At 64.5% G+C, this 19,631-nt stretch carries 22 protein-coding genes; 10 read left to right on the top strand and 12 right to left on the bottom strand.

Translation table 11 applies throughout. The features are described 5' to 3' along the window. Positions 1-199 precede the first annotated feature (199 nt). The gene (locus SO180_RS12880; protein ID WP_449379193.1) at positions 200-1,255 is read left to right on the top strand and encodes an amidohydrolase family protein; all 1,056 of its coding nucleotides are present in this window, start codon (positions 200-202) and stop codon (positions 1,253-1,255) included. 78 nt (positions 1,256-1,333) lie between these two features. Here the strand turns inward: SO180_RS12880 and SO180_RS12875 are convergent, their stop codons facing one another. Next, on the bottom strand, positions 1,334-1,789 hold the full coding sequence (locus SO180_RS12875; RefSeq protein ID WP_449379192.1) for a cupin domain-containing protein: 456 nt from the start codon (positions 1,787-1,789) through the stop codon (positions 1,334-1,336). 239 nt (positions 1,790-2,028) lie between these two features. On the opposite strand from SO180_RS12875, the gene SO180_RS12870 reads away from it, so the two are divergent. After that, complete coding sequence (locus SO180_RS12870) at positions 2,029-2,448, top strand: hypothetical protein (RefSeq protein ID WP_449379191.1); 420 nt, start codon at positions 2,029-2,031, stop codon at positions 2,446-2,448. A gap of 300 nt (positions 2,449-2,748) precedes the next feature. Here SO180_RS12870 and SO180_RS12865 read toward each other — a convergent pair whose 3' ends face one another. Further along, positions 2,749-4,005, bottom strand: coding sequence for an aminopeptidase (locus SO180_RS12865; protein ID WP_449379190.1), 1,257 nt, complete (start codon positions 4,003-4,005; stop codon positions 2,749-2,751). A gap of 314 nt (positions 4,006-4,319) precedes the next feature. Here SO180_RS12865 and SO180_RS12860 point away from each other — a divergent pair, with 314 nt between their 5' ends. Continuing rightward, positions 4,320-4,709, top strand: coding sequence for a BA14K family protein (locus SO180_RS12860; RefSeq protein ID WP_449379189.1), 390 nt, complete (start codon positions 4,320-4,322; stop codon positions 4,707-4,709). Between the two features lie 250 nt (positions 4,710-4,959). After that, complete coding sequence (locus tag SO180_RS12855) at positions 4,960-6,522, top strand: winged helix-turn-helix domain-containing tetratricopeptide repeat protein (RefSeq protein WP_449379188.1); 1,563 nt, start codon at positions 4,960-4,962, stop codon at positions 6,520-6,522. Between the two features lie 84 nt (positions 6,523-6,606). Here the strand turns inward: SO180_RS12855 and SO180_RS12850 are convergent, their stop codons facing one another. Together SO180_RS12850 and mddA are read right to left on the bottom strand one after the other, a co-directional pair. After that, the gene (locus tag SO180_RS12850) at positions 6,607-7,029 is read right to left on the bottom strand and encodes a GFA family protein (RefSeq protein ID WP_449379187.1); all 423 of its coding nucleotides are present in this window, start codon (positions 7,027-7,029) and stop codon (positions 6,607-6,609) included. Positions 7,030-7,075: 46 nt separating this feature from the next. After that, entirely contained in the window at positions 7,076-7,861 is a 786-nt protein-coding gene (gene mddA / locus SO180_RS12845; protein WP_449379186.1) for a methanethiol S-methyltransferase, read from the bottom strand. 132 nt (positions 7,862-7,993) lie between these two features. Here mddA and SO180_RS12840 point away from each other — a divergent pair, with 132 nt between their 5' ends. After that, a complete protein-coding gene (locus tag SO180_RS12840) occupies positions 7,994-9,535 on the top strand; it encodes a winged helix-turn-helix domain-containing tetratricopeptide repeat protein (protein WP_449379185.1) in 1,542 nt (513 codons plus the stop codon). Between the two features lie 22 nt (positions 9,536-9,557). On the opposite strand, the gene SO180_RS12835 is transcribed toward SO180_RS12840, so the two are convergent. Next, the gene (locus SO180_RS12835; protein ID WP_449379184.1) at positions 9,558-9,704 is read right to left on the bottom strand and encodes a hypothetical protein; all 147 of its coding nucleotides are present in this window, start codon (positions 9,702-9,704) and stop codon (positions 9,558-9,560) included. A gap of 2 nt (positions 9,705-9,706) precedes the next feature. Between SO180_RS12835 and SO180_RS12830 the strand changes: the two genes are divergently transcribed. After that, the gene (locus SO180_RS12830; RefSeq protein ID WP_449379183.1) at positions 9,707-10,258 is read left to right on the top strand and encodes a cytochrome b; all 552 of its coding nucleotides are present in this window, start codon (positions 9,707-9,709) and stop codon (positions 10,256-10,258) included. An 8-nt stretch (positions 10,259-10,266) separates the two neighbouring features. Here SO180_RS12830 and SO180_RS12825 read toward each other — a convergent pair whose 3' ends face one another. Continuing rightward, the gene (locus SO180_RS12825; RefSeq protein WP_449379182.1) at positions 10,267-11,106 is read right to left on the bottom strand and encodes an alpha/beta fold hydrolase; all 840 of its coding nucleotides are present in this window, start codon (positions 11,104-11,106) and stop codon (positions 10,267-10,269) included. Between the two features lie 166 nt (positions 11,107-11,272). Here SO180_RS12825 and SO180_RS12820 point away from each other — a divergent pair, with 166 nt between their 5' ends. Beyond that, positions 11,273-13,594: a molybdopterin-dependent oxidoreductase gene (locus SO180_RS12820; protein ID WP_449379181.1), complete on the top strand. Its 2,322-nt coding sequence runs from the start codon at positions 11,273-11,275 to the stop codon at positions 13,592-13,594. A 58-nt stretch (positions 13,595-13,652) separates the two neighbouring features. Here SO180_RS12820 and irr read toward each other — a convergent pair whose 3' ends face one another. The 6 genes from irr to SO180_RS12790 all read right to left on the bottom strand — a co-directional run bounded on the left by irr (position 13,653) and on the right by SO180_RS12790 (position 17,698). Next, positions 13,653-14,153, bottom strand: a complete 501-nt coding sequence (gene irr, locus SO180_RS12815; RefSeq protein ID WP_449379180.1) for a Fur family transcriptional regulator Irr — start codon at positions 14,151-14,153, stop codon at positions 13,653-13,655. 87 nt (positions 14,154-14,240) lie between these two features. After that, complete coding sequence (locus SO180_RS12810) at positions 14,241-14,798, bottom strand: DUF2147 domain-containing protein (protein WP_449379179.1); 558 nt, start codon at positions 14,796-14,798, stop codon at positions 14,241-14,243. A gap of 16 nt (positions 14,799-14,814) precedes the next feature. Continuing rightward, a complete protein-coding gene (locus SO180_RS12805) occupies positions 14,815-15,477 on the bottom strand; it encodes a DUF3313 domain-containing protein (protein ID WP_449379178.1) in 663 nt (220 codons plus the stop codon). A 384-nt stretch (positions 15,478-15,861) separates the two neighbouring features. Beyond that, positions 15,862-16,500, bottom strand: coding sequence for a TetR/AcrR family transcriptional regulator (locus SO180_RS12800; protein ID WP_449379177.1), 639 nt, complete (start codon positions 16,498-16,500; stop codon positions 15,862-15,864). Between the two features lie 141 nt (positions 16,501-16,641). Next, positions 16,642-16,980, bottom strand: a complete 339-nt coding sequence (locus SO180_RS12795; RefSeq protein WP_449379176.1) for a hypothetical protein — start codon at positions 16,978-16,980, stop codon at positions 16,642-16,644. Between the two features lie 52 nt (positions 16,981-17,032). After that, complete coding sequence (locus tag SO180_RS12790) at positions 17,033-17,698, bottom strand: ArsR/SmtB family transcription factor (protein WP_449379175.1); 666 nt, start codon at positions 17,696-17,698, stop codon at positions 17,033-17,035. Positions 17,699-17,751: 53 nt separating this feature from the next. Between SO180_RS12790 and SO180_RS12785 the strand changes: the two genes are divergently transcribed. From SO180_RS12785 to SO180_RS12775, 3 genes are all read left to right on the top strand, one after another. Continuing rightward, the gene (locus SO180_RS12785; RefSeq protein WP_449379222.1) at positions 17,752-18,156 is read left to right on the top strand and encodes a RidA family protein; all 405 of its coding nucleotides are present in this window, start codon (positions 17,752-17,754) and stop codon (positions 18,154-18,156) included. Positions 18,157-18,231: 75 nt separating this feature from the next. Beyond that, on the top strand, positions 18,232-18,552 hold the full coding sequence (locus SO180_RS12780; protein WP_449379174.1) for a hypothetical protein: 321 nt from the start codon (positions 18,232-18,234) through the stop codon (positions 18,550-18,552). A 225-nt stretch (positions 18,553-18,777) separates the two neighbouring features. After that, entirely contained in the window at positions 18,778-19,509 is a 732-nt protein-coding gene (locus SO180_RS12775) for an outer membrane protein (RefSeq protein WP_449379173.1), read from the top strand. Positions 19,510-19,631 lie beyond the last annotated feature (122 nt).

Below are 19,631 nucleotides of genomic sequence, written 5' to 3'. Positions count from 1 at the left end.
TTGGTTGAATCAATGCAAGCCGAGGGGCACCTCTCCCGAAGGGAGAGGTGCCCAGGCGATCGACTGCACTCAATCTCGTCGGGCTTTGAGACCGCCTGGTGCGCTCTCGCCGAAGGGCGCGGTTGCGCAACACGCGCTGCCGCGCAGCGCCTCCTGATGTTAGTCTTGTCGGCAACGACAATCAGGGGAGCGAATGCCGATGGCCGCGAGCACCATGCCCGCCAATAGGAGCGGACTCTTTGCCGATCCGCGCGAGGACTGGCTCGCGTTGCACCAGGAGGAGATCATCGATCCCTTGCGGCCGATCGTCGATCCCCACCACCACCTCTGGGACCGCGGCGGACAGCGCTATCTGATCGAAGAGATGGCCGCCGACATCGCCTCCGGCCACAACGTCATTGCAACCGTCTATGTCGACTGCCGCTCGATGTACCGCGCGCACGGGCCAGAGGCGTTTCGCCCCGTCGGGGAGGTCGAGTTCGCCAATGGCGTCGCCGCGATGAGCGCGAGCGGTGGCTATGGCAGGGCTGCGATCTGTGCCGGCATCGTCAGCCACGTCAATCTCCTGCTCGGCGATGCGGCAAAGCCGGTGCTGGAAGCCGAGATCGCCGCCGGCAACGGCCGCTTTCGCGGCATCCGGCATTCCTCCGCCTGGGACGAGGACCAGGTGGTCGCGGGCATGTATGCGAACCGGCCGAAGGGGTTGCTGAAGGACGCGACCTTCCGCAAGGGCTTTGCCTGCCTCGCGCCGCTGGGCCTGAGCTTCGACGCCTGGCTGTTTCATCCGCAGATCGGCGAGTTGACCGAATTGGCGCGCGCCTTTCCGGACACCAAGATCGTGCTCGATCATTGCGGCGGACCGGCCGGCACCGGCCGGTTCGCGGGCCGGCGCGAGGAAGTGTTTCCGCTGTGGCGCACCGCGATCAAGGAGATCGCAAAATGCGAGAACGTCGTGGTCAAGCTCGGCGGACTTGCGATGTGCCTGCTCGGCTATGATTTCCATCTGCGCGAAAGACCGCCGTCGTCCGAGGAGCTTGCGGCAGCGTGGCGGCCCTATGTCGAAACCTGCATCGAGGCGTTCGGTGCGAAGCGCGCGATGTTCGAGAGCAATTTCCCGCCGGACAAGGGCCAGTGCAGCTACCAGGTAATCTTCAACGCCTTCAAGCGCATCGCCGCACCGCTGAGCGAAGCCGAGAAGACGGCTCTGTTCTCACAGACGGCAACCAATTTCTACCGGCTCGAACTGCCGTCATGACGTGAGAAGGGGCCGGGACGTCAGTCCCGACCCCTTCTCGACGCCATTCGCTGGGAAGCGCCTTGGTAGAACCTGGGGTTAGCCCGCACCCATGAGGGTTGCGGGACGACGCTCGCCGGGCGAGAGGAACATCCGCTTCAGCTTGTTGACGACACGGACCATGAAGCCGATCAGCGCCGGATTGGTCTTGCGGCAGAAGGCGATCTTCTTGACGTGGCCTTCGACGTGCCATTTGGCATGCGCACCGTCGTGGAAGAAGATCACGTCACCAACGCCGTAGCGCTTCGGCGGCATGCCTTCACTCTCGAGCACGATCGATCCTTCCAGGATCATGATGGTCTCGTCGAAATCGTAGTACCAGTTGAAGCGGCCTTCGGTGCAGGACCAGATGATGGTCGATGCGGTGCCGTCGGCGCTGGTCGACAGGATATGCGACCGCGACACCGGATTGCCTTCAATGATCCAGGACGGCTCGATCGGCCGCAGCTCCAGATCGACGGCACTACTTCCGGTTTCAATCAATGTGCGCGACATCGGCTTCCTCTGGGGATAAAATATGACTGGTTGGCCCAGGCCCCGGGCCGTTTCAAACAGTGCGTGTGACGCTAGTAGCCGTTTTTTAATTCTTCCTTACGCGGGCCCGGACAATCAGCCGCAAGTTGCATGAGCGGCGCGGCTAACGCGCCGATTTGCCTTCAGATTCGCGCGTTTGAACCCGGTTTTTGCAGGGTGCGACAAAATGCGCGGAATCAAATCAGGAAGGAGCCTGTCCGATGCCCCTCTCCCCCGAGGCCGTCAGCGCCAATAGCGAGGTTGCCGAGCAGCTCGCGGCCCTCGACGTCTCTCTTGAGGCCGACGATCCGCTGCCCGACTGGTTCTCCATCGACGGCATCGAGGCGCCTCGGCAGGTCGGCAGCGACGGCGCGGGCGGCGCGTTCGTGCTGCTGCCGTCAAACCATGTGCTCTATGCGTCGTCGGAGGGCCGCGCTGGCATTATCGCGGCGACATTCGAGGACTTCATCCAGATCGTCGTCGCCTGTCCCTATTGGCTCGACATCCTCAAATTCTCCGCCGGCGGCGACCTCGATCAGATGCGGCGCGCGGCGGTTGCGCTGGAGGCGACGCTCGACGACGAGGACGACGTCAACGAGCCCGCGACACGATCCGTGACGCGTTCGACCTTCCCGCCCTAGAGGATCCCGTTGGAGCGCTCTATGAAGCGGTCGCCGCGTCGGATGCCATCGTGCGCGCGACCGACGGCAGTCCGTTCACCACGCTGTTCAACCGCTTCACGATCGATCGCAATCCGATGCTGCGCAACGCGGCGGCGTGAGGCTAGAGCATGATCCGGACTTGGAGCGCCGCGTTGGCGCAAAGTGTGAAGCGATTTTCCCTCGCGACAGACGCGGAACGCCTTTGCGCGGAGATCATGCTCAAACAATAACCTAAGGCGCGCTGACGATTGATCCCAAATCTCATCGCGCCTTAGCCGACTATTTCGCCCACTCGCCCTTGCGGAACACCGGCTCCTTGCTGCCGTCGGCCAGAATGCCGTCGATGTCGGTCTCGGCCGAGCCGATCATCCAGTCGATGTGGATCAGGCTCTGGTTGCCGCCCTGCGCCGCGATTTGCTGCGGCGTCAGCTTGGCGCCATTGATGAAGCACTTCGAATAGCACTGGCCGAGCGCGATGTGCGAGGCCGCGTTCTCGTCGAACAGCGTGTTGAAGAACAACAGTCCGCTCTGCGAGATCGGCGAGGAGTGCGGCACCAGCGCCACCTCGCCAAGCCGCCGTGCGCCTTCGTCAGTGTCGAGCACCTTGTTCAGCACCTCCTCGCCGCGCGAGGCCCTGGCGTCGACGATCTTGCCGTCCTCGAAGCGCACGGCGATGTTGTCGATCAGGGTGCCCTGATAAGACAGCGGCTTCGAGCTGACGACGTGGCCGTAGACGCGCCGGCAATGCGGCGTAGTGAAGACTTCCTCGGTCGGGATGTTGGCGTTGCAGCTGATGCCGTTCTTGGAGAGCGAGGCACCGCCTTCCCATTCATGACCATCAGCAAGGCCGATGGTCAGATCGATGCCCGGACCCGAGTATTGCAGCGCGCGGAAACGCTTGCCGTTCAGCCAGCTCGTGCGCTCGCGCAGCGCCGCATTGTGCTGCGCCCAATTCGCCATCGCGTCCTCGCGATCGACGCGGGACGCGGCAAAAATCGCATCCGCGAGCTTGCCGATCGCGATCTCCTCGGGATCGTCGGGAAACACCTGCTTCGCCCAGGACGCGCTCGGATAGGCGATGATGTTCCAGTTGGTGTCGAAATTGACGATTTTTTCCAGCGCAGGCTGGTAGGCCATGGAATTGGCCTTGCTGGCGCGCGCCACCTTGGCGGGATCCTCGCTCGACAGCAGCATCGGATTATCGCCGACGATGGCCAGCCGCGCGGTATTCTCCGAGAACGCCTTCGCCATGCCCTCGTAGAGCCAGCCGGCAGCGCGATCAAAACTGTCGTCGTGACCGTGGCGATAGCGCGCCAGCGTCATCTCCTCATCGGAGAGGATCGGCGTGACGATGCCCGCGCCGGCCTTGTAGGCATGCACGGCGATCCGCCGTACCAGGGGCAACGCGATCGCCGGTGCGGTCAGCAGCAGATCCTGGCCCGGCCGCAAGCCCAGGCCCACCTTCACCGCCACCTCGGCCAGCCGGTCGAGTTTTGCGGGATCGATGGGAGTGGAGGTGATGCGTTGATCGGTCATGCCGGGCCCTCTGCCGAAATCTCTGTTCCATCTAAGTCTAGCATCGCATGGCGCAAGTGCGCGAGCCAATTGCGCGCGTCGAGCCAAGATACGCAATTTCACGCATCTTGGTTTTCAACACGTTGCCGCCGCGGCGGCCCGATTGAGCAACGCCAAGGTCATATTTCGGTGAGATGGGCGCCGCGATGGTGGCGGGGCTGCTCAGCGCAGTCGCGGCGAGCCGTCATCCTGTCGAAACTTTAATCCATCGCCACCGGCAGGTTGCTTTATCTCTGCCGCGAGGCGTCGATCGCCTTGCATGACGAGGAGGCCTGATGTTGAAATCGTTTCGTTCCGTTGCCGGAGTCGTACTGCTTGCAAGTCTAGCAGCGGGCGCGCTGTCGCCAGCATCCGCCGCGCCGATCGGCCATCCGCTCGCAGTCGCGCCATCGCAGTCGGCAAGAGTCGAGCAGGTCCGCTGGTACGGACACCGCGGCTGGGGCGGCGGCGCATTCGTGGGCGGTCTCGCCGCCGGCGCACTGATCGGCGGTGCGCTCGCTGCACCTTATTACTATGGTCCAGGCTATCCGCCTCCGCCGCCCGCCTACTATGCAGCATCGCCTGCCGACGATGCGGTCGCCTATTGCATGCAGCGCTACCGGTCCTACGATCCGAACAGCGGCACCCTCCTTGGCAATGACGGCCGGCGGCATCCGTGTCCGTGATGACCTTGCCATAACCGCCGGGGTGGCACGGCAATTGCGCCTATGCCCGCCCTCGGCAAGTCCTGAATACCCCTCCCTCGGTTCCATCGCCCGCGCCAATCAGTCACATGGCTGGCATCCCTCCAGGTCAGAGCAACCGCCGCGATTGCGATGAACCGCGGATGCGCCTCGATGGACTCATAGAATCCAGACCCAATTCATATTGCCGTTTCAGGATGCTTGATTTTGTCGTGAGGCCAGAGTCGTCGCAGTGCAATTTCTGTTTAGCGATCACCTACTTGACACCGACAGACGGGAGCTGAGCCGCGATCGGGTTCCCGTCGCGGTCGAGCCCCAGGTCTTCGATCTCGTCGTTCACCTGATGCGGAATCGCGACCGCGTGGTGACCAAGGACGAGTTGATCGACAAGATCTGGCTCGGACGCTCGGTCTCGGAATCGACCCTGACCAGCCGGATCAACGCGGCACGCAAGGCGATCGGTGATTCCGGCGCGAGCCAGGCGCTCATCCGCACCGTGGCGCGCAAAGGCTTTCGCTTCGTCGGCGACGTCGAGATGCGGAACGGCCATGCCAGCCCTGCCGAACCCGCCGGCCAGGCCAGGGAGGCCCCGGCCGCGCTGCCGCTGCCCGATCGCCCTGCAATCGCCGTGCTGCCCTTCACCAATATGAGCGGCGACCGCGAGCAGGACTACTTTTCCGACGGCATCAGCGAGGACATCATCACTGCGCTGTCGAAGCTGCGCTGGTTCTTCGTCATCGCGCGCAACTCCTCCTTCGTCTACAAGGGCCGCGCCGTGCATATCGGCGAGATCGCCCGCGAGCTTGGCGTGCGCTACGTCGTCGAGGGCAGCGTCAGGCGGAGCGGCGACCGGGTACGCATCTCCGCGCAGCTCAACGACGCCACGACCGGCAGCCATCTCTGGGCCGAGCGCTACGACCGCAGCATCGCCGACGTCTTCGCCGTGCAGGACGAGATCACCGACGCCATCGTTGCCGCGATCGAGCCGCAGCTCTACGCCGCCGAAAGCTTTCGCGCCCAGCAGAAGCCGCCGGGAAGCCTGGATGCCTGGGATCTGGTGATGCGCGCGCTGTCGCATTACTGGCGGATCACGCGGGACGACAATGTCGCAGCCCAACGGCTGCTCGATAAGGCGATCGCGATCGATCCGGCCTACGGCAAGGCGCTCGGCCTGCTCGCGACCAGCCATATGTTCGGCGCGCATATGGGCTGGGCCGACATGGCCGCCACGCTCCCGATCGCGGAACGCGCCGCCATCGCCGCGGTCGAGGCCGACCGCGACGACGCCTGGGCCCATCACGGGCTCGGCTACACCTATCTGTTCCGGCGGCGCTTCGACGACGCCATTGCCGCATTCGAGCTGGCGCTGCGGCTCAATCCCAATTTTGCCATGACGCATGCCTTCTACGGCGTAACGCTGTGCTATGCGGGCCGCTGGGAGGACGGCGAAGCGGCCGCGCGCCGCGCGCTGCGGCTCAGTCCGCGCGATCCCTTCTCGGCGATCTATTGCGGGGTCGCCGCCTATGCTCAGTTCATCGGCCATCGCTACGAGGACGCGATCCAGTTCGCGCGCGAGTCGCTCAGGCAGCGCAGCGACTTCGTCGGCGCGCATCGCGCGCTGACGGCCGCCGCCGGCATGCTCGGCAATCGCGAGCTTGCGGCCTCCGCACTCGAGGGCCTGCGTCGCGCCCAGCCCAATGTGTCGCTCGCCTGGATCACCAGCGAGCTGCCGATGCAGCGCGCCGAGGATCGGGAGCATTATCTCGAAGGCCTGCGGCGGGCGGGATTGAGGTAGACGTCGGGGCCGCATTGACGGTGCACCCTCTCCCCTTGCGGGAGAGGGTGACAGCGTTGTGGTTGGCCTTCCCTGCCGTCTTGGCTACTCCTTCATCATCTCGCCGCTACCGCCGAACTCGGCCGGAAAATCCTTCAGCTTGGGCAGGCCATCGCGCATTGGCAGCACGGTGTCCGCATAGTTGACGTGGACGGCGGGCGTGAACGCCAGCGTCGGGATGGCGGCGGTGAAGACGTCGATCAGGCCGAGCGGCGGATGGCTGGTCATGAGATGGCCGCCGCACGTGCGGCAATATTTACGCTGGCTGAGCGGCGTCTTGGCGTAGGTCGCAACGTGATCGGCACCTTCAGTGATGCGTACGGCCTCCGGCTTCCACAGGCTGAACGCATTGACGGGCCCGCCCGACCACGAGCGGCAGGAGCGGCAATGGCAGTAGCCCATCGCCTCCGGCGGGCCCGTCACTTCGATTGCGACCGCGCCGCAGAAGCAGTTTCCGACGTGTTTCATTGAAAGCTCTCCTTGGATGACGATGAATATCTGGTTGAGGCGGAGATCAAACCGACCGGCGCCAGGGAATAAGCATCGATACGCGCTGTTTGTATTGCCGGTACTCGTCGCCAAACAGCGCGACGAGGTCGCGCTCCTCGAGCGTGATGCCGAGCAGGATGTAGAGCGTGATCACGGATGCAAACAGCAGGTGGCCCGCAGTCATGGTCGGCGCGGCCCAGACTGCGATGATGAAGCCGAGATAGAGCGGATGCCGGACGAATTTGTAGAACAGCGGCGTCCTGAAACGCGGCGGCGACGGCTGCTTATCGACCAGTTGCTGGGTGACCTGCTGCAAACCGAACAACTCGAAGTGATTGATCAGGAAGGTCGAGGTGAAGACCAGCACCCAGCCGGCGAAGGATAACGTGACGATCGTCACGACGACATCGGCGTCCTGGACGTCCCATATGATCGCCGGCAGCGGCCGCCACTGCCAGAACAGGAGCAGCAGCGACAGGCTGGCCAGCAACACATAGGTGCTGCGCTCGATGGGCTTTGGCACAAACTGCGTCCACCACGCCTTGAACTGCTGCCGTGCCATCACGCTGTGTTGAACGGCAAACAACGCCATCAGGAGCAGATTGATGGTGACGGCTTCGAACGCCGAAGAAACGGTTCCGGTGTCGATGCTTTTCGGCACCACCAGGCCCATCACGAAGCCGATGGCGTAGAGGATGGTCACGAGAAATACGAGATAGGCCGCAATTCCGTACAGAAAGGCGATAAACCTGAGGACTTTGGAGCCCGCGACATCCGGGCTGATATGCACGTCGGAATGAACTTGGCTCATATGTAGCTCCGTTGTGCCGGGATTCGGCAATTCATAGGTCGCTGCACCGTGCCGTATTGGACGTGCCAGGACTTTTGCGGACGATTGATTTTCGCCTGAGACGACGCTGATTTTTGCTTGAGATGCCGAGACGTGCGATTTCGCTTTGAAAACTATGTGCTCGATAGCGAGCTGCATGAACTGACGCGTGATGCCGCGGCTGTTCCATTGCAGCCGCAGGTGTTCGATCTGTTGCGCTATCTTGTGGAGCAACGCACGCGTGTGGTCACCAAGGACGACCTGATCAGCCAGGTCTGGGACAACCGCATCGTTTCGGACTCTGCGCTGAATAGCCGCATCAATGCGGCACGAAAGGCGCTCGGCGATGACGGCGCGACGCAGCGGCTGATCAAAACCATCCCGCGCAAGGGCTTTCGCTTCGTGGGCGACGTCGTGGAGCAAACGCTGGTGCCGCCCGCGGCCGGGACGAAGGCGCCACGGAACGCGCCCGAGCGCCCGGCGATCGCGGTGCTGGCGTTCGAGAACATGAGCGACGATCCCGAGCAGGAGTATTTCTGCGACGGGATCGCCGAGGACATCCTCACGGCGCTGTCGAAAGTGCGCTGGTTCCTGGTCATCGCTCGCAACTCGTCCTTCACCTACAAGGGACGCGCCGTCCATATCAGGGAGATCGCTGACGAGCTCGGGGTCGGCTATGTCGTCGAAGGCAGCGTGCGAAAGGCCGGCGGCCGCGTGCGGATCACTGCGCAGCTCAACGACGCCGTCACCGGCAGCCACATCTGGGCCGAGCACTACGATCGCGAGCTCGGCGACGTCTTCGCCGTTCAGGACGAGATCACCAACGCGATCGTCGCGGCGATCGAGCCGCAGATCTATGCTGCGGAGAATTTTCACGCCCACCGCAAGCAGCCGGCGAGCCTGGACGCCTGGGACCTCGTGATGCGAGGCCTGTCGCACTACTGGCGCGTGACGCGGCAGGATCATCTGATGGCGCAGGCGCTGCTCGCGCAGGCGATCGCCATCGATCCCGACTACGGCCAGGCCCAGTCGGTTCTGGCGGCAAGCCACATGTTCGGCGTCCATCTCGGCTGGGCGGAGCTTGCGAGCGCGGCACCGGTTGCGGAGGCCGCCGCGCTCGCGGCGGTCAAGTGCGACCACGAGGATGCCTGGGCCCATACCGCGCTCGGCAGCGTCTATTTCTCGACGCGCCGACTCGACGACGCGCTGTCGGAGTTCGAGCAGGCGCTCAGGCTCAACCCGAATTTCTCGCTGGCGCAGGGCTATTACGCGCTGGCGCTATCCTACGCCGGCCGCTCCAGCTGCTCGTTCGAGGCGGCGCAAAAAGTCATCCGCCTCAGCCCGCGCGATCCGTCGCTCGCGATCTACTACGGCATCGCCGGCTATGCGCGCTTCACCGAGCGGCGCTATGCCGAGGCGATCGCACTCTCACGGGAGGCGATCCGCCACCGTGGCGATCTCACCGGGGCCTATCGCGTGCTCGCGGTCTCGGCCGGAATGAGCGGCGATCAGGAGCTCGCCGCGACCGCCTTGCAGGAACTGCGCCGAACCCAGCCCAACATCTCACTCGCCTGGATCACGACGCAACTGCCCTGGCGGAGCGAAGCGGATCGCGAGCACTATCTGGAGGGATTTCGAAGGGCGGGGTTGAGGTAATGCGCCGATACAGGTCCGTCCGTCATTCCGGGCGACGCGCCAGCGGCGAGCCCGGAACCATCCCGGAATGACGATCGTTTGCATCAGGAATGACATGTTCGCGGAAATTGAGCTGTATCAATGGCACTTGCCGCCGATTGCTCATACTGCTGGCGAACTGGAATTTCACGCATGCAAGTTCGTAATTCAGCCGAGGGCTATGGCGCCGTCGCGATAGCCCTGCATTGGGCGGTCGTCGCGCTGGTATTCTGCGCCTGGCTGCTGGGAGAGTTCGGCGATGCGCTGCCGCGCGGACCGCAGCGCGAAGCCGGCGAGAACATCCACATCTTCCTCGGGCTTTCGGTCTTGCTGCTGGTCGCCGTACGACTCTGCTGGCGCCTCACCGACGCGCCGCCGGCACCGGATGCCGTGATTGGCCGCTGGAGCGAGCACGCCGCGCGCGCGATGCATTATATGATGTATGCGCTGCTGGTCGCCGCGCCGGTCGCCGGCATTTTGGTGCAATTCGCCCGCGGTCAGGCCTTGCCGGTGTTCGGTCTCATCGAGATCGCCTCACCCTGGACGGCCGACCGTGCCTTCGCTCGTGACGTCAGAGAAGTGCACGAGGCGCTCGCCAACGCACTCCTGATCCTGGTCGGCCTGCATGCCGCAGCTGCGCTTGTGCATCATTACGTGCTGCACGACCGCACCCTTAAGCGCATGCTGCCGGGGGCGCGGCGCTAGCTGTGTCCTCAGACGCTCGATGCAAACGCGTCGAGCACCTTGTTGAACGCCTCCGCCTTCTCCCATTGCGGCGCATGGCCGGCGCCGTCGATCACCTGCACTTCGCCGCGCCACAACGTTGGCGCGGGCAGTCGCTGGAGATAGCCGAGATCGACGATCTGCTCGTCACGGCCGTGGACGATCGCAAGCGGAATCTTGAGATTGCGGACGATCTCGGCCTCATCGGAGATGCGGCCGGCCTGGACGTTGACGCCGAGATAGCCCCGTGCGTTGCCGTCCGTGCCGCGGAAGTCCGCGACGACGAAATCGGGGATCGGCGCATAGCCCGGCGCGAAGGCCGATTTCGTCCACTCCTCGATCTCGGCCTCGCTCGGCTTCGGCGTGAACACCGTGGCGGACAGGCCCTTGAAGCCGGAAAAGCCGTCCGGCGCCCTGCCGATCGGCGGCGTGCCGAAGATCATCAGGCCGGCGGCCGTGGGCAGCGCGCCGGCCGCATTGATCACAGCGTGGCCGCCTAGGCTCCAACCGACCACCACGGCGTTTTTCAGATCGAGCTCACGGGCGATCGCCGCGATGACGGCTGCATAACCCGCGCCCGAATAGTCGGCTTCCGGATTGGGCGGCGGCGACGAGGCGCCGTGGCCCGGCAGGTCGATCGCGATCACGCGGAATCTTGTTCCCAGCGGTCCCTGCAATTGCTTCTGCCAGATCCGGGACGAGGATGAGTTCCCGTGGATCAAGAGGATCGGGCGGCCAGTGCCTGCGCTCTCAAAGCCTGCAATTTTTTGGGCGCCGATCTGCAAGCTCAGCGGGCGCAAGGCGGGCCCTGGAAACGGTTGATCACTCATTATGGTGCCGATCTGATCGTTGAAGCCGCGGATTTCGATCCTGACCAGTCTTGCACCCCCTGCCGGCCAGCGCCATCCCCTGCGAACCGGCAGCCCACTACGGCGATTGAATATATGATGATCATCATTTAAAATCCCCTCCAGCCAGACCATGGGAGAGATGTCGATGCCGGGTACGGAATGGCGGAAGACCGCCTGCAATCTCTGTTACGTCAATTGCGGGCTGGAGGTGCGGGTCGACAATGACCGCATCACCAAGGTGCGCGGCGACCGCGAGCATCCGAAATCGCAGGGCTACCTCTGCAACAAGGCCGCACGCATCCCCTTCTATGCCCATCACCGTGACCGCTTGACCACGCCGCTGCGCCGACGCGCCGACGGCGGGTTCGACGCGATCGACTGGGACACCGCGATCGCGGAGATCGCGGGCCGGTTGCGCACGCTGGTCGAGCATCATGGCGGCAAGAGCCTTGCGCTTTATGGCGGCGGTGGCCAGGGCAATCATGCCGGTGGCGCCTATGCCAATGCGCTGCTGCGCGCGCTGGGCTCGCGCCACGTCTTCAATGCGCTGGCGCAGGAGAAGACCGGCGACTTCTGGGTCAACGGCCACATGTTCGGCAGCCAGACCTGCCACACCGCGGAGGACGTCCATCACTGCGATCTCCTGTTCGTGATCGGCGCCAATCCCTGGATCGCGCACGGCTTCCCGAACGCACGCGACCATCTCAACCAGATCAGGAAAGATCCAAACCGCAGGATGATCGTCGTCGATCCGCGCCGCTCGGAGAGCGCCGAGATGGCGGACCTGCATCTCGCCGTCCGACCCGGGGCCGATGCCTTCCTGCTCGGGGCCATTCTCACAACACTGGTGCGCCGCGACGCGGTCGACCACGCCTTCATCGCGCAGCACACGACGGGCTATGACGAGGTGCGGGAGGCGCTCCTGAGCATTCGCGTCGATGAATGGGCCGAGGCCGCCGACATCCCGATTGCGCAGATCGAGCAATGCGTCGACATGATCGTGGCGGCAAAAGCGATGACCGTGCGGGTCGAACTCGGCATCCAGCAGGGCGTTAACTCGACGCTCAACTCCTATCTCGAAAAGCTCCTGATCATGCTGACCGGCAGCTTTGGCCGGAAAGGCACCAACCAGCTCCACAGCTGGCTGCAACCCTTATGGGGCAATTCGCCGAACCAGCGATTTGCGGCCGTCGATACCGAGGTGATCGCCGGACTGCTGCCGCCGAACCTGTTCTGCGAGGCCGTGCTGACGGATCATCCCCAACGATTGCGCGGGGTTTGGGTGGACTCATCTAATCCCGCCAACACGGCCGCCAACACCGCCGAGGTCGAAAAGGCGCTGCGCGCGCTCGACCTCGTCGTCGTGGTCGACGTTGCCATGACCGAGACGGCGCAGCTCGCGCATTACGTGCTGCCGGCCTCCTCGCAATACGAGAAGACCGAGTTCACGCTGTTCAACATGGAATTTCCCAAAAACTTCTTCCATGTCCGGGCCGGCGTGGTCGCACCGCTGCCGGGGACGCTACCAGAGCCGGAGATCTACACCCGCCTGACCCGCGCGCTTGGGCTATTGCCCGGCGACAACGCGCTGGCGCCGCTGCGTGAGGCCGCGCTGCAATCGCGCGGCGCTTTTGCCGCGGAATTCCGCGCCTTCATGGGCGCCAATCCGCAGCTCGCTGCGCTCGGCGCGCTGGTGCTCTACCATACGCTGGGAGCGACCCTGCCGGACGAAACCGCAGCGGCGGCGCCGCTCTGGATGGCCGCGCTCGCCTGCGCCAAGCGTTCACCGCAGGCGGTACGGCGCGCGCTGAAGGCAGGCGCCGAGGTGCCGGATGTGTCGCTCGGCGATGCTCTGTTCGACGCCGTGGTCGGCGCACGCAACGGCACGGCCTTCACCGAGCATGATTATGACGAGGTGTGGACGCTGCTCGCCCATCCCGACCGCAAGGTGCGGCTCGCGATCACGCCGCTGCTGACCTGGCTGGGAGCGCTCGATCCGACCGCCGCGCGGCCGGGCAATGACTATCCCTTCGTGCTCGCGGCTGGCCAGCGCCGCATGTTCAACGCCAACCAGATCTTTCGCGATCCGGCCTGGCGGCGCGACGACCCCGATGGCGCGCTGCTCATCAACACGCACGATCTTGCTTCCCTCGGCGCCGACGACGGCGACTGGATCGCGGTTCGATCACCCGTAGGGCGCATCGTCGCGCGCGCCAGGCGCGATGACTCCATGCGCGATGGCCAGCTCGCGCTGCCGCACGGCTACGGCCAGGCCCACCCGACCGCAGGCGGAGAACGCCTTAGCAACGGCCCGCGGATCAACGCGCTGACCGAAAGCGGCAACCGCGACCCCATCGCCGGCACCCCCTATCACAAGCACGTCGCCGTGCGGCTCGAGCGCCTACCGGCGACGGAAGCCGCGATATATGAGGAGCAGTCGCGGCGGATACATCAGGCAACGGCTTAAACCGTATCGCAGGGCGAACCGGGCCCTTGCGAGTCGGAATTCGCAATTCGGCGGACGGCTATGATTTGCTCGCTGATGACGTTTTCCTGCGAAGATGCACGACGACGTCGAGCCGCACGATGTCGTGCCCCGGCAGAGCCTCTGGCACTTTGGTGAAGCTCAGCCCCTCGGAGACGTCAACCAGAATGTCCTCGCCTTCGAGGTAGAAGTGCGGATGCACGCTGGTGTCGGTATCGAAGAACGACTTCAGGCCATCGGCCGCGATCCGGCGCAACAGGCCCGCTTCCGTGAACTGGTTCAGCGTGTTGTAGACGGTTGCCAGCGACAGCCGAGCGTTCGCCGCGACCGCCTCCTCGAACAGCATCTCTGCGGTGACATGTCGGTGACCGTTCAGGAACAGAAGCTGCCCCAGATCCACGCGCTGGCGCGTCGGTCTCAATCCGGCATCGCGCAGCAATTGCACGCAGCGGGCAAACCCGGCATCGCGCGCATCGCAGTCCGTCTCAAGCTCAGCTTCGATGGCTTCGCCCGTGAAGGCGTTCGCCGGGAGAGTATCCATGTTGCAATCGGACCGCAGAAAGGGCTGTCCCGCTTTGATCCGGATCAAATTCGCGGCAGCACACGGGCAGCAGCCGCTACTTTCCCTTCACTTGCGTGGCTTCGGCGGCGAGGCTGCGGCCCATTCCTCGTCGGCGCGGGGACCGTTGACGTCGCCGGTCAGGCCAACGAGTTGGCCGGGCAGGACGTCGAGAGTCTGCTGCCAGGTCTGGGTCTGGCACAGGAACCTGATCAGGCACCCCTTGAGCTTCAGCTTGTCGGCCGCCTCGCGCCACAGCGAGATGGGATACCGCTTGCCGTCCTCGGCATTGTAGATCTCGCCCGCAAAGCGGCCTTCCGGTGTCGCCTCGAGGCCCATGATGAGCTGGTGGCCGAGCAGCGCGCGGGCGCGCTTGTCGGGATCGGGATTTTCACTGTCGCGCAGCGGCTGGCCGCGCGCATCTTGCGGGGTCCTCATCCAGACGATGAAGCCGCAGATGCGGTCGCGCCCCAAACCGCAGCGCTCGAGCCGGATGCGGGCGCGGCCGTCCTCGGTGAGCCAGGTGCCGGCGGGATCGCTGGGGCCCACCGCCCCGGCGCGGCCGTCGAAGATCATCAGCGCGACGGTGATCGCGATGCGGACGACGATGCGAAGAAGGATGCTCATCTCTCGGCCTCTCTCTTCAGTTCAGTTGCGCCATGAAGGCGTCGGCACCCTTGTCGATGCCGGCCGTGGCGGCGGCGAGCGAGCCGACGCTCGCCTTGATGTCGAAGGCGGCGGGATATTGTTTGGTGACGTAGGCGCTGAGCAGGCGCGAGGTCGAGGCGTCGAAGATCTCGACGCCGTAGATGACCGATCCGGTCAGCGTGCCCTCGCCGTCGCGCGCGGCCTGCACGCCGTTATAGACGGCGCCCGCGACATCGAAGCGCGACAGCGTGCCGAGCACCGGCGTGTTGGTGACTGCGCCAGTCAAGGTGAGCCGAACCCGCAGCGTGTTCGGCCCGCGTGCATTCACCAGCGCAAAGCGGCTGCGCAGTTTGTCGGCGAAGCGGTTCTGCATGTGGGCGGCAAGCGTCGTCTTGTCCTTGTCGGACATATCGCCGAACTGATGATCTCTACCGCGATAGATCACGACCGGATCGAGGATGACCTTGTCGTACGCGCGCCAGTCGACCTGCGTGGAGTAGCGATAGGGCACGCGGCCGGAGGTGTCCGACTTGTCCGGCGCCATGTAGGCCGACGACGCCATCTCCGAATAGGGCACCGGCGTCACGCTGGCGCAGCCTACCACGGATGCGCACAGCGCAAGCGTTCCCAGACCGCGCATGGCGATCGAGCGATCCATTCCATACTCCTCTTGAGGCGCAACGAGAGGCCGCGGCGACCGCAGCCGCGTACGGGACAAGAACGCGGCTGCGGTGCTCACAATTACCGGCCCAAGGCCTCTTCCGGGGCCATGATCCGAAGCCTTGGGCCGGGCCTCAGTGTCGCCATCTATAAAACCGACTAGACGGTTTGTAAAGTATCAAAATGCGATGGACACGTTTGGCCGCGGCCAGCGCCAGCCGCAGTCTCCGGACGATGCTTCCCATCGCCGGGCGAACCATGAAGGGCCGGCTCTTGCAGCTCGGCCTTCATCCTTCGAGACGCCTGCTCCGCAAGCTCCTCAGGATGAGGGGTTGGAGCGTGCCTGGCGCGGCTGATGCCGCAACGGATTCGTGGCTGCTGGTCAGGCGCGCTTGCGCGCGGTCGCGCTCTTGGCGGGTGTCGTTGCGCCTGCCTTCACAGCGCGTGGCTTGGCAGGCTTTTCCAGCGCGCTCCATTGGCTGTCGTCGAGCAGCCGCGCGAACAGGCGCTGATGCTCCTCCTTGCTGAGCGGCGACATGCCGAACAGGCCGCTGAGCAGCAGTCCGCGTGCAGCGGCCCAGCGCAGCAATGCAAGATCCGGGTCCGCGGCCTCAGCCTTGATCGCCGCGACCCTCTTCATCTCACGATCGCGCGGCAGTGACATCAGGCCGGGGTTTTCGACCATGGCCGCGACCAGCGCCAGCGCCGCCGAATTCGGCGACGCGGCCGCTTCGCGGACTGTCGCGAGCTGGGTTGCGAGCGCGGGGTTCGCGGAGGTGGCGCTCACCTTCGCCATATAGCGGTTCGAAAATTCCTCGAAATGCGCCATCTGCCGCTCGAGCAGCGCCTTGAGCACGGCTTCCTTGGTGCGGAACTGGTGCATCACGCCGCCCTTGCTCAGGCCGCTCTCGCGCGCGATGGCGTCGAGCGTCAGCCGGCCGGGTCCGTCGCGCGCAATGATGGCAATCGCCGCTTCAAGCGCAGCGTTGCGAGATCGTTCCGAGCGGGTAGCGTTGTCCATGGCGGACTTGTCACCGTGACAGGGAGATGAATCAAGTGAAAACAGGATCGCGCTGCATTTTTTGTGCGGCGGGATGCCGACTGCGCCGGGCGGCCCGCTCGCCGCCCGACCCGGACGGAACGCGCAGGCCGTATGACGCGATCAGTCGCGCGGGCGCCGTGCCTCGCGATGGTGGGCGTTCTTCACCTTGGCGACCGCATGCAGCATGGTCTTGAAGTCCTTGATCGCCTTGTCGCGCTTGAGCGTCCCGTCGACGTCCGCTTCCAGATGCTCGATCACCGCGAGCAACGCATCGGCGATCTGGCCGATCTGCTTGCCGTAGCTGCCGACATCCGACAGCACGTCCCTCTCGACCTCCGGCGCCGAGGATTGCCCGACCGTGATGTTGACGAGCCCGAACTGGCCGCCAGTGGGACTGAAGAACGACGGATAAATCGACTGCACGACATCCCCCGACAGGGGCAGCTTGAACACTGGCATGGGATTTCCCCTCGCTGACGCTCGACCGGCAGCGAGAGACTAGCACGCGAATTCATGATCGGGCATTTGATGAACCGCGGCTTCTGCCATCGCTCAGGTCGATGCCGAATGTCTTGCGCAAGCCGATCTGCCCGGACGGCGTGATGCGCACGATCCGCGTGTCGCGATCGCGCCTCAGCCAACCGAGCTCCAGGCAGCATCGTTGAATTTCCGCGCCGACGTGACCGGCGACATGATAGCGGCGCTCGCTCCAGTCCAGGCACGGGCGGCAGAAAACTCGCCTGCTCCGGGACGTCGGCGTCAGCTCGGCACCGAACAGGGAGAGGAAGCGTGTACCGGAAGCGGTCACCTCGCCGCCGTCGTCCGTGAGGACAAGGTGCCCTTTGGCAACGAGGGCATCGGCGATGGCAACCCCCAGATGACCGGCCAGATGATCGTAGCAGGTGCGCGCGAAACGGAGCTGGTCATCGCCGATCGAGCGCGGCTGGTGACGCGACGGAACCTCGATCGCGGCGACCGCCTTGATGCTTTCCAGCATCCTGGCCACCAGAGGCGACGCGATGCGGTAGTAGCGGTTGCGGCGCTTCTGGGTCACGCTAAGCAACCTCGCACCGACCAGCTTGCCGAGATGTCCGCTGGCGGTGGACTTTGATACTCGCGCCCGCGCAGCGAGCTCGCTTGCGGTCAGCGCCTGTCCGCCCATGAGCGCGGCCAGCATGGATGTGTATAAGAGACAGGCTTGTGGCGCCAGCAGAGCCCGGAGAAAGCAACATGAAACGAATCCGCGTGGAGCCGATTTCGACCTATCTGGAACGTCGCCGCAAAGGCCCGATCTATCCGGCGGTCGTCGCCAACGGCCTGGTCTATCTGTCCGGACTGCCGCCATTTGATCCCGAAACAGGCGAGATCAGGCCGCTGCCATTCGAGCGGCAGGCCGAAATCGTGCTCGATCAGATGAAGCACTGCCTGGAAACGGCAGGATCCTCGCTGACACGGGTCATCAAGTGCAATGTCTATTGCACGCCCACCCCCTCGCACTTCGCCGCGTTCAACGAGATATACGCCCGCTACTTCGAGGATGAATCCCCCGCCCGCATCTTCGTGCATGTCCCGTCGTGGCCCGGGCCATTCGACGTGGAGGTTGATTGCGTCGCTTTGGCAGGTCCCGGGGGATGAGACAGGCCCGCCTTCGGATCGGCCCGAATCAGCGCTAATGCATTCACCTCATCGACTTCGCTTAACTGAGGTGACATGACCGGCCCCGAACTGAAGCAATTGCGCGCCGACCTGTCCGAGGCGCTCGGCCGGGAGCTCACGGTCGCGGACATGGCGAAGCTGTGCGGCCTGCCGGCTGTGAGCGGGACAGTGACGATCCGGCGTTGGGAGGTGCGCGGGCCGAGCGCGTCGGCGGCCAAGGTGCTCCGCGTGCTCGCAATGGCAAGCGAGCGCTATCCGATCCTGGAGAAGTTCGACATCTTCGATCGTCACACCATCGCCGAGAAGGACCGGCCCGCGCAGCGCGAAAAGTTTCGCGAGCAGATGCGCGAGGAGGTGCGCAGGCGCCTGGCTTGACGGAGAGCGGCCGATCGTCTCCGCAAACCCAGCCGCGTTAAGCCTTTCTTCACCCTTTCTTAAGCCGTCGTTAAGCACGAAAAGCATTTGCCGGCCAATACGTCGGGTTGGCGGCCGCTGTGCCGCGCATGTGACAGCATTTTCATCAAAAGCCCGCTATCCGCGAAAGCAACGACGGCGCGAGATGCGCGCCTGCCGGGAATGATGCGTTGGAGTAAGAAGACGATGAAGAAGATTCTGTTCGCGACCGTTGCGCTGCTCTCGTTAAGCGCCGCCGCGCCCGCCGTCGGTGCCGATCTCGGCGCCCGCCCCTACTACAGCAAGACGCCTGCGCCGGCTTATGTCGCGCCGATCTACAACTGGACCGGCTTCTATCTCGGTGCGCATCTCGGCGGCGCGTTCTCGAGCGACAACAATTTCAACGGTCTCTCCACCGGCAACAACGGCAACGGCCGCTTCCTCGGTGGTCTGCAGGTCGGTGCGGACTGGCAATTCCACCCGAACTTCGTGGTCGGTGTCGAAGGCCAGTACTCCTGGCTCTCCGGCAGCGTCGGCGCGGTGTTCCCGAGCGGCTACGCCTACACCAACGATCAGCGCGGGCTCGGCTCGATCACCGGTCGCGTCGGTTACACCTGGGGCCCGGGTCTGGTCTACGTGAAGGGCGGCTACGCCTATTCGGACAACAACGAGCATGTGACGCTTGGCGGCGCGCCGGTCGGATTTGCGATCTCTGGCGATCATCGCAACGGCTACACCGTCGGCGCCGGACTTGAATACCTGTTCGCCCCGAACTGGTCGGCCAAGGCTGAATACCAGTACTACAATTTCGGCAGCGCCAGCTTCACCGCGCCTGCGGCGCTGGTGCCGGCCGGCAGCTTCACCACCGACGATCACACGGTGAAGGCGGGCGTCAACTACCGCTTCAATTGGGCGGGCCCGGTGGCCGCGCGTTACTGACCGCCAACCACAATCGATCTTGCGGAAAGGGCCGGCAGTCTTGCCGGCCCTTCTTTTTTCGCCGCGTGGAAAAGCGCAAGCAATTGCCTCGCTTGCGATTTTTTAACTCGCGCCCCCGATAC

It is taken from the genome of Bradyrhizobium sp. UFLA05-112, assembly GCF_053572325.1.
The sequence above is the reverse complement of the archived record's forward strand: the minus strand, read 5'-3'. Positions and strand labels throughout refer to the sequence as shown.

Coding starts and splice junctions, on each gene's coding strand:
- SO180_RS12880 (WP_449379193.1), top strand. CDS start 200: ATGGCCGCGAGCACCATGCCCGCCAATAGGAGCGGACTCTTTGCCGAT.
- SO180_RS12875 (WP_449379192.1), bottom strand. CDS start 1,789: ATGTCGCGCACATTGATTGAAACCGGAAGTAGTGCCGTCGATCTGGAG.
- SO180_RS12870 (WP_449379191.1), top strand. CDS start 2,029: ATGCCCCTCTCCCCCGAGGCCGTCAGCGCCAATAGCGAGGTTGCCGAG.
- SO180_RS12865 (WP_449379190.1), bottom strand. CDS start 4,005: ATGACCGATCAACGCATCACCTCCACTCCCATCGATCCCGCAAAACTC.
- SO180_RS12860 (WP_449379189.1), top strand. CDS start 4,320: ATGTTGAAATCGTTTCGTTCCGTTGCCGGAGTCGTACTGCTTGCAAGT.
- SO180_RS12850 (WP_449379187.1), bottom strand. CDS start 7,029: ATGAAACACGTCGGAAACTGCTTCTGCGGCGCGGTCGCAATCGAAGTG.
- mddA (WP_449379186.1), bottom strand. CDS start 7,861: ATGAGCCAAGTTCATTCCGACGTGCATATCAGCCCGGATGTCGCGGGC.
- SO180_RS12830 (WP_449379183.1), top strand. CDS start 9,707: ATGCAAGTTCGTAATTCAGCCGAGGGCTATGGCGCCGTCGCGATAGCC.
- SO180_RS12825 (WP_449379182.1), bottom strand. CDS start 11,106: ATGAGTGATCAACCGTTTCCAGGGCCCGCCTTGCGCCCGCTGAGCTTG.
- SO180_RS12820 (WP_449379181.1), top strand. CDS start 11,273: ATGCCGGGTACGGAATGGCGGAAGACCGCCTGCAATCTCTGTTACGTC.
- irr (WP_449379180.1), bottom strand. CDS start 14,153: ATGGATACTCTCCCGGCGAACGCCTTCACGGGCGAAGCCATCGAAGCT.
- SO180_RS12810 (WP_449379179.1), bottom strand. CDS start 14,798: ATGAGCATCCTTCTTCGCATCGTCGTCCGCATCGCGATCACCGTCGCG.
- SO180_RS12805 (WP_449379178.1), bottom strand. CDS start 15,477: ATGGATCGCTCGATCGCCATGCGCGGTCTGGGAACGCTTGCGCTGTGC.
- SO180_RS12800 (WP_449379177.1), bottom strand. CDS start 16,500: ATGGACAACGCTACCCGCTCGGAACGATCTCGCAACGCTGCGCTTGAA.
- SO180_RS12795 (WP_449379176.1), bottom strand. CDS start 16,980: ATGCCAGTGTTCAAGCTGCCCCTGTCGGGGGATGTCGTGCAGTCGATT.
- SO180_RS12790 (WP_449379175.1), bottom strand. CDS start 17,698: ATGCTGGCCGCGCTCATGGGCGGACAGGCGCTGACCGCAAGCGAGCTC.
- SO180_RS12785 (WP_449379222.1), top strand. CDS start 17,752: ATGAAACGAATCCGCGTGGAGCCGATTTCGACCTATCTGGAACGTCGC.
- SO180_RS12780 (WP_449379174.1), top strand. CDS start 18,232: ATGACCGGCCCCGAACTGAAGCAATTGCGCGCCGACCTGTCCGAGGCG.
- SO180_RS12775 (WP_449379173.1), top strand. CDS start 18,778: ATGAAGAAGATTCTGTTCGCGACCGTTGCGCTGCTCTCGTTAAGCGCC.